Consider the following 16,986-nt stretch of genomic DNA (forward strand, 5'->3'; position numbering starts at 1 on the left):
TCAGGCTAGTCTGTGCGACCCCATCTGGACCATCCGCAACACCAGCAACACTGGTGGCGAGTGCGAAACGTGATCTTCACAACCCGTCTGTCGAGCTCGGCTCCGGCAGAAGGGGGCCATCAGAAACTGCGATCGAGCGCCATCACGGATTGAACGTCGGCCAGTTCACCTTTGGCTTCGATCTTCACCTCGTTGCGACCGAAAGCGTGCAGCAGCAACTCGGCGGGTTCACCCTGCAGGACAACACTGCGAGAGCCGGATTTGTGGACGACCGCACTCTCGCCGGACGGAAGTTCGAAAATGACCTCGACAGCGGCTTTGCGGTAACCCATCTTGCCGATCTGCCGGGCGTACTTCCACAGCTGAGCCTGCCGACCCTCCGACAACGGACGCGGCGCCCAGTTCAGATGTGCGCGTCGTACATCTTCGTGGTGGACGAACATTTCCGTGGTATTCACCTGCGCGTCGAGCCAGTACATCGGCGACCACCGAGGCGGCCCACTCCGAACGTCGTCGAGGATCTCCTCCCACGGACGCGCCGCTGCGGCCTTACGCACGCTCTCGGTGTGACCGGCAAGAGGGCTCAACATGATTCCGGGAGCGGCGTCGAGACGCCGCTCCCGGACTATCAGATGTGCTGCCAGGTCACGATTGGTCCACTCCCCACACAGTGTCGGAGCATCGGGGCCGAATTCGACCATGCTGTCCACCAGGGCGAGTCGTTCGTCATGAGCGAAGGTCACCTTCGCCAAAGTACTCGAACCGGACCGGGTTCGAGCGGAAGCGACCTGCTGTGCCGAATCTACGGAACCGCGATGACCGTCGGAATGATCATCGGACGGCGGCGGTACTTGTCCGCGACCCAGCGTCCGACGACGCGGCGCACCGACTGCGCGATGCGATGAGCGTCGATGACGCCTTCGCTCGCCAACCGGGCCAGGTCCGATTCCACGAGATCCGCGGCAGCCTTGAGCGCTGTCGGATCGTCGGAGAAGCCGCGACCGGACACCTCGGGGGTGCTGACCGCACGGCCCGTCGACTCGTTGATGACGATGGTGATCGCGATGAAGCCGCCCTCACCGAGCACGAGGCGATCGGACAGCGTCGGCTCACCGACGTCGCCGACGGACAGACCGTCGACGTAGACGTGTCCGACCGGTACGCGTCCGACGATCTCGGCGAGACCGTCCACCATGTCGACCACGACGCCGTCCTCGGCCAATACGATGCGCTCTTCCGGCACGCCGGTTGCCTTTGCCAGCGCGGCGTTGGCACGCAGGTGCCGCCATTCACCGTGGACGGGCATGGCATTGGTGGGCCGAACCGCGTTGTACAGGTAGAGCAACTCACCGGCGGACGCGTGGCCCGAGACGTGAACCTTGGCGCTCTGCTGGGTCACGACGGTGGCACCGCGCTTGGCCAAACCGTTGACCACGGCGAAAACGGAGTTCTCGTTGCCCGGGATCAGCGAAGACGCGAGAACGACAAGGTCGTTGGCGCGGATGTTGATCTGACGGTGTTCGCCGCGCGCCATCCGCGAGAGCGCTGCCAACGGCTCACCCTGCGAACCCGTCGAAATGAGCACCAGGCGATCGTCGGGAAGGGTGGCGGCGGTGTCGATGTCTACGACGAGGCCGTCGGGCACCGTCAGGTAGCCCAGATCCTGGGCGATCTGCATGTTGCGGACCATCGAGCGGCCGACGAAGACGATGCGGCGGTTGTACCGAGCGGCTACGTCGACGACCTGCTGGATGCGATGCACATGGCTGGCGAACGATGCCACGATGACACGCTGCTTCGCCTTGCCGATGACGTTGTCGAGCACTCCCCCGATTTCGCGCTCGGGCGTGACGAATCCCGGAACTTCGGCGTTCGTCGAGTCGACGAGGAACAGGTCGACGCCCTCGTCGCCCAGGCGGGAGAATCCGGCGAGGTCGGTCAGGCGGCCGTCGAGAGGCAGCTGATCGAGCTTGATGTCACCGGTGTGCAGTACGACGCCGGCGTCGGTGCGAATCGCGATCGCGAGAGCGTCGGGAATCGAGTGGTTGACCGCGAAGTACTCGCAGTCGAACGGGCCATGGGTGGTGGTGTTTCCCTCGACGACCTCGACCAGGTTCGGACGCAGGCGATGCTCGCGGCACTTGGCGGCAACGAGAGCGAGAGTGAACTTCGCGCCGATGACCGGAATGTCCGCGCGCAGACGCAGCAAGAACGGCAGAGCACCGATGTGGTCCTCGTGTCCGTGAGTCAAGATGACGGCTTCGACGTCGTCCATACGGTCTTCGATGTAGCGGAAGTCCGGGAGGATCAGGTCGACGCCAGGCTGCTGGTCCTCGGGGAACAGCACACCGCAGTCGACGATCAGCAACTTGCCACGGTGCTCGAACACCGTCATGTTGCGACCGATTTCGCCGATGCCGCCCAGCGCGACGATGCGCAGACCCGATGCCGGCGCCTTCGGGGGTGTTCCGAGGCGACCCGTGGGATCGACGGCCGGACGGTTCTCGGGGCGCTTGTTTCCGCGCCCGTTGCCCGACTTCGATGCTGCCGGTCGGTTACCGCCGGAAGATTTGCGCGGCGACCTGTCTTCGGTCGACTTCTTGGGTGCAGCAGATTTGGTGGCAGCGGACTTGGTTGCTGCAGATTTGGTTGCTGCGGCCTTCTTGGGCGGGGCGGCTGCGGCGGGGGCCGCTTCTGCCGCCGGCGCAGCTGGTGCCTCTACCGGTGCGGCTTTTGCGGCCGTTTCGGGAGCCGGAGGCGAAGGCGGACCGGCTTGACGACTGGCACTACGACGTCGGGGGGGACGGGTCATTTACAAAACTCCTGCCGCATGCAGATCGGCGGCAAGACCGTCGATCTGCTCTTTAGTGGGTGCAACCTGCGGAAGGCGTGGTTCTCCGACATCGATTCCGATGAGTCGCAGACCCGCCTTCGAAGCGCTGACACCGCCGAGGCGGGCAACGGAACGAATCACAGGGATCAAACTGAGGTTTATCTCGCGTGCGCGGGCGATGTCGCCGGACACGAACGCGGTGTGAAGGTCACGGAGACGACCCGGAACAAGATGGCCGATGACGCTGACGAAGCCGGTGGCGCCGACAGCGAGCCACGGCAGATTCAGCGGGTCGTCGCCGGAGAAGAACTGAAGCTCGGTGGTGCCGATCAACTCTGCGCCGGCGTTGAGGTCGCCCTTGGCGTCCTTGACGGCCTTGATTCGCGGGTGCTCGGCGAGTCGGCGGATCGTCTCGGTCTCGATGGGAACGACGGAGCGGGGCGGAATGTCGTACAACATGACGGGCAGGTCGGTCGCGTTGGCGACGGCGGTGAAGTGTGCAAACAGTCCGGCCTGGGGCGGACGTGAGTAATACGGGGTGACGACGAGCAGACCGTGCGCTCCGGCGCGAGCCGCGTCACGTGCGAGTTCGACGCTGTGAGCGGTGTCGTTGCTGCCGGCGCCTGCAACGATCTTCGCGCGGTTACCGACGGCGTCGATCACTGCGCGGAGCAGGTCGAGCTTCTCGGACTCGGTGGTGGTGGGAGATTCACCGGTGGTACCGGCAAGAACGAGGCCGTCACAGCCGTTGTCGACGAGATGGGCTGCGAGGCGCACTCCCGCGTCGACGTCCAACTTCCCGTCGGCAGTGAACGGGGTCACCATCGCAACGGAAATGGTGCCGAACGGACGCTCGACAAGAGAAGCGGAATCACCGTAGGTCATGGTCAGAAGGTTACCCGGTTCAGCTCTTACTTCTGCACACGAGTCACGACTCGGCCGCAAATGCGCTGACGGCAATTTCCGATCCGTCGCTTCCGCGAAGAATCTCGTAGTCCCCGAACACATTTGGCGCGACATCACGAAGCTGACGCAGGCACTCGACCGCGACTCGCCGGATCTCGACATCCGCATGTTCGGTGGCACGCATCTCGACGAAGTGCCGCCAGGCCCGATAGTTCCCGGTCACGACCAAGCGCGTCTCGGTGGCGTTGGGCAGCACCGAGCGCGCAGCCTGCCTGGCTTGCTTGCCCCGCATCGGGGCACCGGGCACCGATTGCAGTTTCCCTTCGAGGGCAGTCAGCAGTTCCCCGTAAGCGCGACGGCTTTCATCGGTGGCATTCAGAAACAGTGCTTCGAGCTCGGGATCACCTTCGACAGCAGGAGGCACGACGACGTTTGCATCGTTCTCACGGACGAATCGCTGCGAGAGTTGCGAGTACGAGAAGTGCCGGTGACGAATCAATTCGTGAGTGCACGAGCGCGAGATACCGGTGATGTAGAAGCTCACTGTCGCATGCTCGAGCACCGAAACGTGTCCGACCTCGAGCAGATGCCTCAGATAGCCGGCGTTGGTTGCGGTTCGCGGATTCGGCTTGGACCAACTCTGGTAGCAGGCTCGACCGGAGAACTCGACCAGCGCTTCGCCACCATCCGCGTCCGTCTCCCACGGAATGTCCTCGGGCGGGAAGAACTCGGACTTCGCCACCAACTGCACTTTCAGTGACACCGTGTTCGGCACAACCCACTCCTCGACAAGCACGAAACGACCAGCACGAAACCCGGGCGCCGTTCGCCTCAGGTGCTGGGCAACTCTATAGCGGTCGACCGCCCTCGATACCGAGTGACGTCATCACATCCTTGACTGACGTCACTTTTGACGCCACTGTGGTGTCATGGACATTTCGGAGTACACCGCAAAGCTGCAGAACGACCTCGCCACTGCAGCCGAACTCGGCGACGATCACACGCGCCGGATTGCGGCGTCGTTGTCCGCCGCCATCGAACCCTCGGTCCGCCTGGTCTTGTTGGCCGCGGCGACGGAACTGGCCAAGGAGATCGGGGCGAAGCTGGGCGACCGAGAGGTCAAGGTGAATCTCGACGGAAGCGAATTACTGGTCGACGTCGTTCGCCCGCCGAACTCGACCGGCGGCGAGGGTGCAAACGAGAAGGCAGACGACGAGAAGAAGGACTCAACCTACTCGTTCGACGACGTCAGCGGAGATATCAGCCGGGTGACGTTGAGGATGATGGAGCAGATCAAAGCCCGCGCCGAGGAGGCCGCCAATCAGAACGGAGTCTCCCTCAACTCGTGGGTTTCACAAGCCGTCCAGGGCGCATTGCGGGACCAGATGCGCAAGAACGGCATGGACTAGCTCGACGCCAACCCGATCACCGAATGATCTAATTGCGCAACTGCAGTAATCACGAACCGTTGCCGCAAGGCGAGAAGGAGCACGTTCATGGCCGTTTCGGGCGTCAAGGAATTCGAGATCAAGGCTGATCCGGAAACGGTGATGAAGGCCGTAGCAGCCGTCGATCGGCTGCCGGAGTGGTCGTCTGCACACAAGAAGATCACCATCGAGAGCACCCACGACGACGGTCGCCCCCATCGCGTTCGCATGGCCGTGTCCATTCTGGGAATCAACGACGAGCAGGTAGTCGACTACACCTTCGAGGGCGACGAGAAGGTGACCTGGACCCTCGTGGAGAGCGGTCAGCAGAACCAGCAGGACGGCTCGTACGTCTTGACTCCCACCGACGGTGGAACCAAAGTCACCTTCGAACTGACCATCGATCCCAAGATCCCGCTGCCGGGCTTCCTGGTGAAGAAGGCACAGAAGACGGCGCTGGAAACAGCGAGCAAGGGCCTGACGAAGTTCGTCGAAAACTTCTGAGCGCACACGCAATTCAGGCGGCCCTTACTTCCGGCGTTCATCGCCGGGTAGGGGCCGTTTGCCGTGAAGCCGAGCTGTGTTTTCGCGGAAGTCCCTGCCGATGTTGAAGATTCGCCGGTAGCCAGGGACCGCCCGGAGTAACGTCGGCCGCGTGTCCGCCGAGACCGCAGAGCCCAACTCCATGGCACCCGTGCGCATCCTCGTCTACAGCGACGACGCACACACGCGCGAGCAAGTTCGGCTCGCTCTCGGAGAGCGCCCACATCCGTCGATGCCCACCATCGACTACATCGAGGTCGCGACGGCACCGATCGTCGTAGCCAAGCTCGATGCCGGCGGAATCGACCTCGCCATTCTCGACGGCGAGGCGAGTCCGGCGGGCGGCATGGGCGTCGCGAAACAACTCAAGGACGAGATCGCCGACTGTCCACCGATCCTCGTACTGACCGGTCGACCCGACGATGCGTGGCTGGCGTCGTGGTCGAGAGCGGAAGCCTCAGAGCCGCAGCCGATAGATCCGATCGAACTTGCTTCCACCGTCATCGCGCTTCTGCGTCGACAACTGAGCCGGTGAGCACCCGTTGCAGCGGTGATTCGTTGCGGCGCCGACTACTTCGGACTTTCGAGAGCGAAACTCGGCACCCCGAAAACGAACCCAATGTCGGAGGCCTCCCCTAGTGTGGGTGTCGCAGGTCACATAAGTATCGAATTGCTGGCAGTATCGAAATCGAACGGCACCTTCGGGCTGGGCGGACATCCGCACAGCGGAGAGGAGTTCGGGTGACATGAACGCTTACATCCCCATTCTCGTCCTCGGGGTCATCGCGATGGCCTTCGCTGTGGTGTCGGTTGTTCTCGCGTCCGTGGTCGGCCCGAAGCGGTACAACAGGGCGAAACTCGAAGCCTACGAATGCGGAATCGAACCGGCACCCCGTACCGCCGGTGGCGGGCGGTTTCCCGTCAAGTTCTATCTGACGGCAATGCTGTTCATCATCTTCGACATCGAGATCGTTTTCCTCTACCCGTGGGCGGTGCATTTCGATTCGCTCGGCTTGTTCGGCCTCGCGGCGATGGGCCTTTTCATAGTCAACGTCTCGGTGGCATACGCATACGAATGGCGACGAGGCGGTCTCGGTTGGGACTAGGCCAGCGGACACAGGTACAGCACACATACGTCAGACAAAACCGGTCACACCGCAGCTGTTACGACTGAAAAGAGTCGGATATGGGTCTCGAAGAAAAGCTCCCCAGCGGATTTCTACTGACCACTGTCGAGGGCCTGGCAGGGTATGCCCGCAAAGGATCACTGTGGCCTGCCACCTTCGGGCTCGCGTGCTGCGCGATCGAGATGATGGCAACCACGTCAGGTCGCTTCGACCTGGCGCGGTTCGGCATGGAGGCATTCCGCGCGTCGCCGCGACAGGCAGACCTTCTGATCGTGGCCGGGCGGGTCAGTCAAAAGATGGGGCCGGTACTTCGTCAGGTCTACGACCAGATGGCCGAGCCGAAATGGGTTCTGGCCATGGGTGTGTGTGCGTCGTCCGGCGGTATGTTCAACAACTACGCAGTGGTACAGGGCGTCGACCACATCGTGCCGGTCGACATCTACTTGCCCGGCTGTCCGCCGCGGCCGGAGATGCTCCTGAACGCGATCATCGAACTGCACCGAAAGATCCAGGAGATGCCCCTCGGCGTGAACCGCGAAGAGGCACGCGCGGCAGCCGAGCGCGCCGCACTGGCATCCACCCCCACCATCGACATGAAGGGGCTTCTGCGATGACCGCGGGCAACAACGGATCGAGGGGGATGTTCGGGGTCCGCGGCAGTGGTGACACCTCGGGCTACAGCCGGCTCGCCCCGCCGATCTCAGTAGAGGACAAGGCCTCTCGACCGTTCGGTGGATACTTCGACGAAGTTGCGGACTCCTTGGATGCCGCATTGCGCAGCGCGGGCAGCACTTTCACCGATGCAATCGAGCGGGTAGTGATCTTTCGAGACGAGATGACGCTGCATGTCGAACGGTCTCACCTCCCGCAGGTCGCGCGCAGACTGCGCGACGAATCGGAACTACGCTTCGAACTTTGCCTGGGTGTCGATGGAGTCCACTATCCGCAGGACACCGGTCGCGAGCTCCACGCCGCATATCCATTTGCTTCGATCACGCACAACCGCCGGATCAGACTGGAAGTGTCCGTGCCGGACTCCGATCCACATATTCCGTCCATCGTCGGGATATACCCCACCAACGATTGGCACGAGCGTGAGACCTACGACTTCTTCGGGATCGTCTTCGACGGTCACCCGGCCCTGACCCGTATCGAGATGCCCGACGACTGGAAGGGCCACCCACAGCGCAAGGACTATCCGCTCGGCGGTATCCCGGTCGAGTACAAGGGCGCCCAGACTCCTCCACCCGACGAGCGTAGGTCGTACAACTGATGAACGAGACGACAGGAAGCAACTCCGGTGCCACGACGGAAACCGTCGTCACAGCATCGGGTCAGGACTGGGACGACATCGTCACCGCGGCCGCTCGCCAGCGAACCGGCGAGGCCGAACGGATCGTGGTCAACATGGGCCCGCAGCATCCGTCCACTCACGGCGTCTTGCGCCTCATTCTCGAAATCGAGGGTGAGACAGTCGTGGAAGCTCGGTGTGGAATCGGCTACCTGCACACCGGAATCGAAAAGAATCTCGAATACCGGAACTGGACGCAGGGCGTCACTTTCGTTACTCGAATGGACTACCTGTCACCGTTCTTCAACGAAACCGCGTACTGCCTCGGAGTCGAAAAACTTCTCGACATCACCGACGACATTCCCGAGCGAGCCACCGTCATTCGCGTGATGATGATGGAGCTCAATCGAATCTCGTCGCACCTTGTCGCCCTGGCAACCGGTGGAATGGAACTGGGCGCCGTGACGGCGATGCTGTTCGGATTCCGCGAACGCGAATTGATTCTGGACGTGTTCGAGACGATCACCGGACTGCGGATGAATCACGCCTACATCAGGCCTGGTGGTCTCGCTCAGGATCTACCCGACGGGTCGGTCGCGAAGGTACGAGAACTGTTGAAGGTCCTACCGAAACGGTTGCGTGACGTCGAACTGATGCTCAGCGACAACTCCATCTGGAAAGCCCGCACCCAGGGAATCGGATATCTCGATCTCACCGGCTGCATGGCGCTCGGCGTGACGGGGCCGGTCCTACGCGCCACGGGTCTCCCCCACGATCAGCGTCGAGCGCAGCCCTACTGCGGCTACGAGAACTACGAGTTCGACGTCGTGACGCACGACGGATCCGATTGCTACGGAAGGTACGTCATCCGTGTCGAGGAGATGAAGGAGTCCCTCAAGATCGTCGAGCAGTGCCTCGACAAGCTGCAACCGGGGCCGGTCATGGTGGACGACAAGAAGATCGCCTGGCCTGCCGATCTCGCTGTCGGACCGGATGGCCTCGGCAATTCGCAGAAGCACATCGCCAAGATCATGGAGTCGTCCATGGAGGGTCTGATTCACCATTTCAAACTGGTCACCGAAGGAATCCGCGTGCCGCCCGGCCAGGTGTACGTCGCCGTCGAGTCCCCGCGTGGCGAGTTGGGTGTGCACATGGTCAGCGACGGGGGAACCCGGCCGTACCGCGTCCATTTCCGGGATCCGTCATTCACCAACCTTCAAGCGGTAGCGGCGATGTGCGAGGGAGGCATGGTGTCCGACGTGATCGCCTCGGTTGCCAGTATCGATCCCGTCATGGGCGGAGTGGACCGATGACCGGCCCGAACGGCTCGTCACGGGTGTTCATCGAACTCGGGCCGCGCCCGGACGAGCCCACGCAACTGGTACGCCCTGGCGCACGATCGAGTTATCCGCCTGACGTACTCGCCCGACTCGACGCCGATGCCGAAACCGTCATCGCTCGTTACCGTGAGCCTGACGCCGCGGCGACCACCAGTCGATCAGCCCTCCTGCCGCTCCTTCATCTCGTGCAGTCCGAGGACGGGTACATCACCCCGGCCGGGATCGATTTCTGCAGTGCCAAGCTGGGTTTGACCGGCGCCGAGGTTGCCGCCGTTTCCACCTTCTACTCGATGTATCGCCGTGGTCCGACGGGTGAGTATCTGGTCGGAGTCTGCACCAACACGCTGTGCGCGATCATGGGCGGAGACGACATCCTCGCAGCACTCGAAGAGCATCTCGGGTCAGCAGGCTCCAGAGACGAAGGCGGACACTCCATCTCGACGTCCGACGGCAAGATCACCCTCGAACACATCGAGTGCAATGCGGCGTGCGACTACGCCCCCGTCATGATGATCAACTGGGAGTTCTTCGACAACCAGACTCCGGAATCGGCGCGCTCACTCGTCGATGCGCTCCGCGCCGGCGAGCGCGTGACACCCAGTCGCGGTGCCACACTGTGTTCGTTCCGACAGACCGCACGCACCTTGGCCGGGTTCCCGGATACACGAATCGAAGCAGCCGAAGCACAAACCATCGGCGGGGCAACTCTTGCCGGACTGCGTATCAGCCGATCTCACGACGACAACCCACCCGGCTCGGCCTCAGCAGCCGACGCTCCCGGCGAAGGGAAGTGACATGACACTCGCCCCCGTCCTGAGTCGCTACTGGGATCAACCGAACTCGTGGACTCTCGACAGCTACCTTCGTCACGACGGCTACCAAGCCCTACGCAAAGCGCTAGCCATGTCCCCCGACGCCGTGATCGAAACGGTCAAGGACGCTGGCCTTCGTGGGCGCGGTGGCGCCGGTTTCCCGACGGGCCTCAAGTGGAGTTTCATCCCACAGAGCACCGAAGACAAGCCAGGAGACGGCAAGCCTCACTATCTCGTCGTCAATGCCGACGAGTCCGAACCGGGCACATGCAAGGACATGCCGTTGATGATGGCGACCCCACACACGTTGGTCGAGGGAGTCATCATCGCGGCGTATGCAATTCGAGCGGCCAAGGCGTTCATCTACGTCCGGGGCGAGGTGGTCCCGGTCCTGCGACGTCTGCAGACCGCCGTGGCCGAGGCCTACGCGGCCGGATACCTGGGCCGCAACATCCTCGGTTCGGGATTCGACTTGGATCTCGTCGTGCACGCCGGAGCAGGCGCGTACATCTGTGGTGAGGAGACAGCCCTCCTCGATTCGTTGGAGGGACGACGCGGTCAGCCTCGACTGCGGCCGCCATTCCCCGCCGTCGCCGGCCTCTACGCCTGCCCGACCGTCGTCAACAACGTCGAGTCCATCGCGAGTGTGCCGTCGATCGTCCTGGGCGGCCCGGAGTGGTTCCGGTCGATGGGAAGCGAGAAGTCGCCGGGGTTCACGTTGTACTCGCTCTCTGGTCATGTCACCACTCCCGGCCAGTACGAGGCGCCGCTCGGCATCACGTTGCGAGAACTTCTCGACTACGCGGGCGGCGTTCGCACCGGGCACACCCTCAAGTTCTGGACTCCCGGCGGATCCTCGACTCCGATCTTCACCGACGAACATCTCGATGTCGCACTCGACTACGAGGGCGTCGGCGCGGCGGGATCGATGCTCGGCACCAAAGCACTGCAGATATTCGACGACACAACCTGCATCGTGCGTGCGGTGCTGCGGTGGACCGAGTTCTATGCCCACGAATCTTGCGGTAAATGCACGCCGTGCCGCGAAGGCACGTACTGGCTGGTGCAGATCCTGCGTCGGCTCGAAGGCGGAACAGGTACTGAAGCTGATCTCACCAAACTTCTCGACATCTCGGACACCATCCTCGGAAAATCCTTCTGCGCGTTGGGCGACGGAGCGACCAGCCCGATCATGTCCTCCCTGAAGTACTTCCGCGAGGAATACGTAGCGCATTTCGACAGCAACGGATGCCCGTTCGATCCTCGCCGATCCGTTCTCGCGACAGGAGCGTTCGTCTCATGACTGCAGCCGACGCTACCAAGAACGACGCCACCAAGACCGACACGGCACCGCCCACTGATCTGGTCGCCCTCACCATCGACGGCCGGGAACTCCAGGTACCCAAGGGCACGTTGATCATTCGCGCTGCAGAGATGATCGGCACACAGATTCCGCGGTTCTGCGATCATCCTCTTCTGGACCCGGTCGGGGCGTGCCGACAGTGCATCGTGGAGGTCGAAGGTCAACGCAAGCCGGTGGCGTCCTGCACGACACCGGTTGCGGACGGAATGGTCGTCACCACACAGCTCACGTCACCGGTGGCGGAGAAGGCGCAGCGCGGGGTGATGGAACTCCTGCTCATCAACCACCCGTTGGACTGCCCCGTGTGCGACAAGGGCGGCGAGTGCCCGCTCCAGAACCAGGCGATGTCGACCGGTCGCACCGAATCCCGGTTCGGTGAGGAGAAAAGGACCTACCCCAAGCCCATCCCACTCTCGTCCGAAATCCTGCTCGACCGCGAGCGTTGCGTCCTCTGCGCCAGATGCACACGGTTTTCGGGCCAGATCGCCGGCGACCCGTTCATCGATCTCCTCGAGCGCGGCGCGCTTCAACAGGTCGGGATCTACGCCAACGAGCCCTTCGAGTCCTACTTCTCGGGCAACACCATCCAGGTGTGCCCGGTCGGCGCGCTTACCAGTACGGCATACCGATTCCGGGCGCGACCGTTCGATCTGGTGTCCAGCCCCAGCGTGTGTGAACACTGCGCCGACGGATGTGCTCAGCGCACGGACCACCGTCGCGGAAAGGTTCTCCGCCGTCTCGCCGGGGACGACCCCGAAGTCAACGAGGAATGGAACTGCGACAAGGGCCGTTTCGCATTCACGTACACGACCCAAGGTGATCGGATCACCACTCCCCTGATCCGCAACGCTGACAGCGAATTGATTCCGGCGTCGTGGCCCATGGCACTCGACCTCGTTGCGCGATCCTTCGCGCAGGCCCGCGGTGACGCAGGCGTACTCGTCGGCGGACGCTCTACCTTGGAGGACGCCTACGCCTACGGCAAGTTCGCGCGAGTTGCTCTCGCTACCAACAACATCGACTTCCGAATCCGTGCTCATTCTGCCGAAGAGGCAGGTTTCCTCTCAGCACACGTCGCCGGCCGCACACTCGAAGAGTCGGTGACGTACCAGGACCTCGAGTCGGCCCCGGCCGCATTGCTGGTAGCTCTCGAGCCCGAGGAGGAGTCACCGATCATCTTCCTGCGGCTACGCAAGGCCGCACGTTTCGGCAAGACGACGGTGCTCTCCAGCGCGCCATTCGCTACGCGCGGCCTGCAGAAGATGGGCGGCTCTTTGCTTCGGACCGTACCCGGAAGTGAAGCAGCTCTGATGGATTCGTTGTCTCACCCCAGCAGCGAGGAGGGCCAGCTCCTCCGGCAGCCCGGTGCAGTGATCCTGTTGGGCGAACGACTCAGTGAGGTGGCGGGCGGCTTCGCCGCGGCGGTACGTCTCGCCGAAGCGACAGGAGCTTGTTTGGCTTGGGTCCCACGCCGCGCTGGTGATCGCGGCGCCGTCGAGGCCGGCGCACTACCGGGATTGCTTCCCGGCGGACGCCCCGTTGCGGACCCGGCAGCACGTCGGGAGGTGGAATCAGTGTGGGGGGCCTCCATCCCGGCATCCGACGGGCGCGACGCCGCGAGTCTGCTGGGTCCGGGGCAGACGACTGCTGCCCTTCTTGTCGGCGGCGTCGAATTGAGTGATCTCCCGAACCCGGCGAAGGCAAGGGCCGCGATCGAAGCAGCAGGTTTCGTGGTGAGTTTGGAGATCCGTCACAGCGGAGTCACCGAACTCGCCGACGTCGTCTTCCCGGTGGCACCGGTCGCCGAGAAGCCCGGAACCTTCCTCGATTGGGAAGGCCGCGAGCGCGTGTTCGACACTGCGTTGAGAACGACAGGAGTGATGCCGGATCAGCGCGTTCTCCACGCGATCGCAGCCGAGATGGGCATCGATCTGGGCCTACCCGACGCAGATTCCGCACGCTCGGAGATACATCGCCTCGGCGATTGGTACGGATCGCGCCCCACCTCGCCTCAGGTCCCGTCAGGCACCATGCCCACACCGGCACTGGGCGAGGCAGTGTTGTCGAGTTGGCGAATGCTGCTCGACAACGGCCGATTGCAAGACGGCGAGCCCAACCTGGCGGGTACGGCACGGCTCCCACTCGTGCGTTTGTCTGCCGAGACCGCTGCCGAGATCGGCGCCGACAACGGCGATCACGTTGCGGTGTCGACTGAATCCGGTTCCATCACATTACCGTTGGAGATCACCGAACTCCCGCCTCGAACAGTCTGGCTCCCGCTCAATTCACCGGGTAGCACGATCTACCAAACGCTCTGCGTTACCGCGGGTTCCGTGGTGAAGATTGCGAAGGCGGGAGCGCAATGACCACCCACGAGTACGGGACCGTGTCAGCTCCGGTCGACCTGTCGGCGTTCGGGCACGACCCGTGGTGGTTGGTGATCGGCAAGGCTCTCGCCATTTTCGTGTTCCTCGTACTCACACCGCTGGTGGCAATTTACGCGGAACGAAAGGTCATGGCACGCATGCAGATGCGTGTCGGACCGAACCGCGTCGGCCCCCGTGGAATGCTCCAGAGTCTCGCTGACGGAATCAAGCTCGCCCTCAAGGAGGGCATCACACCGACCGGCGCCGACAAACCGATTTATCTCCTCGCGCCCGTCATCGCAGTCGTGCCCGCGTTCATGGCCTTTGCCGTCATCCCGTTCGGTCCGCAGGTGTCGATCTTCGGAACCCTTTCACCCCTGCAACTGACCGATCTTCCGGTCGGAGTTCTCTACATCCTCGCCGTGACTTCAATCGGTGTGTACGGGATCGTGCTTGCCGGCTGGTCGTCCGGATCGACGTATCCACTACTGGGCGCACTTCGATCGACCGCGCAGGTCATCTCCTACGAGGTAGCAATGGGGCTGTCCTTCGCCGCAGTCTTCCTCTACGCCGGCACGATGTCCACGTCCGGCATCGTCAGCGCCCAACAAGGTGCCTGGTACGTCTTTCTCCTCCTGCCGTCCTTCCTGATCTACGTGACAGCCATGGTCGGCGAAACCAACAGGGCTCCCTTCGACCTTCCCGAGGCCGAGGGTGAACTGGTGGGTGGGTTCCACACCGAGTACTCCTCACTCAAGTTCGCGATGTTCATGCTGGCCGAGTACGTGAACATGGTGACGGTGTCCGCTCTGGCCACGACACTGTTCCTGGGCGGGTGGCACGCACCGTTCCCGTTCAACCTGTGGGACGGCGCCAATTCCGGTTGGTGGCCGGTGCTGTGGTTTGTCGCCAAGGTGTGGGGCTTCCTCTTCGTCTTCATCTGGTTGCGCAGCACGCTTCCTCGATTGCGCTACGACCAGTTCATGAATCTCGGATGGAAGATTCTCATCCCCGCTGCCTTGGTGTGGGTGATGGTGATCGCGACCGTTCGTGCGTTCCGCAACGAGGGTTACAACACCTGGGTCGTACTTCTTTGCGTCGCACTGGTTCTCGGAGCTGCGCTCCTGATCGTGTTGGCCGGGACTTACCGCAGCCGACGCCGAACCGCCGCGTTGGTGCCCGATTCGGGGACCCGGCCTTTCGATGCGATGTCGGGCGGCTTCCCGGTTCCACCCCTACCTGGTCAAACGCTGCCGACCCGAAAACTACCGGGTCAGAAGGTGCCACCGCCGCGGCGGACAGATGTTTCCGACACATCGGAGGACTCCCATGCCTGATTTCCTCGGACCTATCGCGGGTTTCGGAGTGACGCTCTCGACAATGTTCAAGAAGCCCGAGACCGAGTTCTATCCGGAGGAGAAGCGCCCCACCGCGCCCGGATACCACGGTCGCCATCAACTCAACCGGTATGCGGACGGACTCGAGAAGTGCATCGGTTGCGAACTGTGTGCCTGGGCCTGCCCCGCCGACGCGATCTATGTCGAGGGTGCTGACAACACCGAAGAAGAACGGTTCTCCCCCGGCGAGCGTTACGGGCGGGTGTATCAGATCAACTACCTGCGGTGCATCGGCTGTGGCCTCTGCGTCGAGGCTTGCCCCACTCGGGCTCTCACCATGACCAACGAGTACGAGATGACCGACGACAACCGAGCCGGATTGATCTACGAGAAGGACCGCCTTCTCGCGCCCCTGAAACCCGACATGGCAGCGCCACCACACGCGCTGCGTCCCGGCACAACTCAGGACGACTACTACCGCGGCGACATCACAGCAGCTCCCGAACAGCCAGCACCCGAGCAAGAGCCGAACCCGGAGACCGAGAAATGATCGCGTCGGTCACGACCACGATCCTGGCGGAGGGAACGATGACATCGACCTCCACCGGCGAGGCGGTGCAGTTCTGGATCCTCGGAACCCTTGCGGTGATCAGCGCTTTGGGCGTGGTCGCCGCCCCCAAGGCCGTCTACTCTGCGCTCTTCCTTGCAATGACGATGATCATCCTGGCCGTCTTCTACATCGTGCAGGGCGCACTGTTCCTGGGTGTCGTCCAGGTCGTCGTCTATACCGGCGCAGTGATGATGTTGTTCCTGTTCGTCCTGATGCTGGTCGGCGTGGATTCTTCGGACTCCTTGGTCGAAACGCTACGGGGACAACGCGTCAGCGCGATCGTGATCGGTGTCGGATTCGGACTGCTCCTCATCGGCGGACTCGGAAATGCGTCGATCTCGGGCTTCACCGGATTCACCGGACTCGACCAGGGCAACATCGACGCTCTCGCCGATCTCATCTTCATCCGCTACGTCTGGGCCTTCGAACTGACTGGCGCACTGCTGATCACGGCGACACTTGGTGCAATGATGCTCGCGCATCGGGAGAAGATCGGAGCCACACTCAGCCAACGCGAACTCTCGCAGCAACGATTCGCGTACCTGGGCAGCGATGAGAGTGATCCCGACAAGGGCTCGGCCACTCCCCTCCCCAGTCCCGGCGTGTACGCACGTCACAACGCAGTGGACATGCCGGCACTGTTGCCCGACGGAACGTTCTCGACGCTCTCCGTCAGCAGCGCACTCACTCCGCGTTCCCCGGATCCGAGTACCGGTGAGGAGTCTGCGCGATGAATCCCGAGAATTACCTGTATCTGTCGGTCCTGTTGTTCACCATCGGGGCTGCGGGAGTCCTCCTGCGACGCAACGCCATCGTGGTGTTCATGTGTATCGAATTGATGCTCAACGCCGCGAACCTGGCATTCGTGACCTTCGCGCGCATGCACGGCAATCTGGACGGCCAGATCTTCGCCTTCTTCACGATGGTGGTAGCTGCGGCCGAAGTAGTCGTCGGCTTGGCAATCATCATGATCATCTTCCGATCTCGGCGTTCTGTATCCGTCGACGACGCAGACCTGCTGAAGTACTGAC

At 62.8% G+C, this 16,986-nt stretch carries 18 protein-coding genes; 14 read left to right on the top strand and 4 right to left on the bottom strand.

Annotated features, from left to right (window positions below):
• Positions 1 to 119: 119 nt before the first annotated feature.
• Genes AC1Q61_RS15885 through thyX form a run of 4 tightly spaced genes read right to left on the bottom strand, consistent with a single transcriptional unit; the run spans position 120 to position 4,514 of the window.
• Positions 120 to 743: a TIGR03085 family metal-binding protein gene (locus AC1Q61_RS15885; RefSeq protein ID WP_003942175.1), complete on the bottom strand. Its 624-nt coding sequence runs from the start codon at positions 741 to 743 to the stop codon at positions 120 to 122.
• 59 nt (positions 744 to 802) lie between these two features.
• Positions 803 to 2,812 (bottom strand): ribonuclease J, encoded by a 2,010-nt coding sequence (locus tag AC1Q61_RS15890; RefSeq protein WP_003942231.1) that lies wholly within the window; start codon positions 2,810 to 2,812, stop codon positions 803 to 805.
• Positions 2,813 to 3,718: a 4-hydroxy-tetrahydrodipicolinate synthase gene (gene dapA / locus AC1Q61_RS15895; RefSeq protein ID WP_003942142.1), complete on the bottom strand. Its 906-nt coding sequence runs from the start codon at positions 3,716 to 3,718 to the stop codon at positions 2,813 to 2,815.
• A 43-nt stretch (positions 3,719 to 3,761) separates the two neighbouring features.
• Entirely contained in the window at positions 3,762 to 4,514 is a 753-nt protein-coding gene (thyX, locus tag AC1Q61_RS15900) for an FAD-dependent thymidylate synthase (protein WP_003942250.1), read from the bottom strand.
• A 154-nt stretch (positions 4,515 to 4,668) separates the two neighbouring features.
• Here thyX and AC1Q61_RS15905 point away from each other — a divergent pair, with 154 nt between their 5' ends.
• The 14 genes from AC1Q61_RS15905 to nuoK all read left to right on the top strand — a co-directional run bounded on the left by AC1Q61_RS15905 (position 4,669) and on the right by nuoK (position 16,985).
• Positions 4,669 to 5,148, top strand: a complete 480-nt coding sequence (locus AC1Q61_RS15905; protein ID WP_003942206.1) for a toxin-antitoxin system HicB family antitoxin — start codon at positions 4,669 to 4,671, stop codon at positions 5,146 to 5,148.
• An 87-nt stretch (positions 5,149 to 5,235) separates the two neighbouring features.
• Positions 5,236 to 5,670, top strand: a complete 435-nt coding sequence (locus AC1Q61_RS15910; protein ID WP_003942203.1) for an SRPBCC family protein — start codon at positions 5,236 to 5,238, stop codon at positions 5,668 to 5,670.
• Positions 5,671 to 5,851: 181 nt separating this feature from the next.
• On the top strand, positions 5,852 to 6,244 hold the full coding sequence (locus AC1Q61_RS15915) for an Rv3143 family two-component system response regulator (protein ID WP_051649612.1): 393 nt from the start codon (positions 5,852 to 5,854) through the stop codon (positions 6,242 to 6,244).
• Positions 6,245 to 6,455: 211 nt separating this feature from the next.
• Positions 6,456 to 6,815, top strand: a complete 360-nt coding sequence (locus tag AC1Q61_RS15920) for an NADH-quinone oxidoreductase subunit A (RefSeq protein WP_003942165.1) — start codon at positions 6,456 to 6,458, stop codon at positions 6,813 to 6,815.
• Between the two features lie 80 nt (positions 6,816 to 6,895).
• Positions 6,896 to 7,450, top strand: a complete 555-nt coding sequence (locus AC1Q61_RS15925) for a NuoB/complex I 20 kDa subunit family protein (RefSeq protein ID WP_003942234.1) — start codon at positions 6,896 to 6,898, stop codon at positions 7,448 to 7,450.
• The gene (locus AC1Q61_RS15930; protein ID WP_042922617.1) at positions 7,447 to 8,109 is read left to right on the top strand and encodes an NADH-quinone oxidoreductase subunit C; all 663 of its coding nucleotides are present in this window, start codon (positions 7,447 to 7,449) and stop codon (positions 8,107 to 8,109) included. The genes AC1Q61_RS15925 and AC1Q61_RS15930 overlap by 4 nt, the downstream gene beginning before the upstream one ends.
• A complete protein-coding gene (gene nuoD, locus AC1Q61_RS15935; protein ID WP_003942229.1) occupies positions 8,109 to 9,440 on the top strand; it encodes an NADH dehydrogenase (quinone) subunit D in 1,332 nt (443 codons plus the stop codon). Before AC1Q61_RS15930 ends, nuoD begins: the two co-directional genes overlap by 1 nt.
• Positions 9,437 to 10,261 carry an NADH-quinone oxidoreductase subunit NuoE gene (gene nuoE / locus AC1Q61_RS15940; RefSeq protein ID WP_003942123.1) on the top strand — a complete coding sequence of 275 codons (825 nt, stop codon included), beginning with the start codon at positions 9,437 to 9,439 and terminating at the stop codon, positions 10,259 to 10,261. Before nuoD ends, nuoE begins: the two co-directional genes overlap by 4 nt.
• Position 10,262: 1 nt before the next feature.
• Entirely contained in the window at positions 10,263 to 11,582 is a 1,320-nt protein-coding gene (gene nuoF, locus AC1Q61_RS15945) for an NADH-quinone oxidoreductase subunit NuoF (protein WP_215515876.1), read from the top strand.
• Positions 11,579 to 14,008 (top strand): NADH-quinone oxidoreductase subunit G, encoded by a 2,430-nt coding sequence (locus tag AC1Q61_RS15950; protein ID WP_215515875.1) that lies wholly within the window; start codon positions 11,579 to 11,581, stop codon positions 14,006 to 14,008. Before nuoF ends, AC1Q61_RS15950 begins: the two co-directional genes overlap by 4 nt.
• On the top strand, positions 14,005 to 15,345 hold the full coding sequence (gene nuoH / locus AC1Q61_RS15955; protein ID WP_007735147.1) for an NADH-quinone oxidoreductase subunit NuoH: 1,341 nt from the start codon (positions 14,005 to 14,007) through the stop codon (positions 15,343 to 15,345). The genes AC1Q61_RS15950 and nuoH overlap by 4 nt, the downstream gene beginning before the upstream one ends.
• Complete coding sequence (nuoI, locus tag AC1Q61_RS15960) at positions 15,338 to 15,895, top strand: NADH-quinone oxidoreductase subunit NuoI (RefSeq protein WP_007735146.1); 558 nt, start codon at positions 15,338 to 15,340, stop codon at positions 15,893 to 15,895. The genes nuoH and nuoI overlap by 8 nt, the downstream gene beginning before the upstream one ends.
• Positions 15,892 to 16,689, top strand: a complete 798-nt coding sequence (locus AC1Q61_RS15965) for an NADH-quinone oxidoreductase subunit J (protein ID WP_050655785.1) — start codon at positions 15,892 to 15,894, stop codon at positions 16,687 to 16,689. Before nuoI ends, AC1Q61_RS15965 begins: the two co-directional genes overlap by 4 nt.
• Complete coding sequence (gene nuoK, locus AC1Q61_RS15970) at positions 16,686 to 16,985, top strand: NADH-quinone oxidoreductase subunit NuoK (RefSeq protein ID WP_003942238.1); 300 nt, start codon at positions 16,686 to 16,688, stop codon at positions 16,983 to 16,985. Before AC1Q61_RS15965 ends, nuoK begins: the two co-directional genes overlap by 4 nt.
• Position 16,986: the final 1 nt, after the last annotated feature.

Source organism: Rhodococcus sp. MPR-R1B, assembly GCF_058793255.1.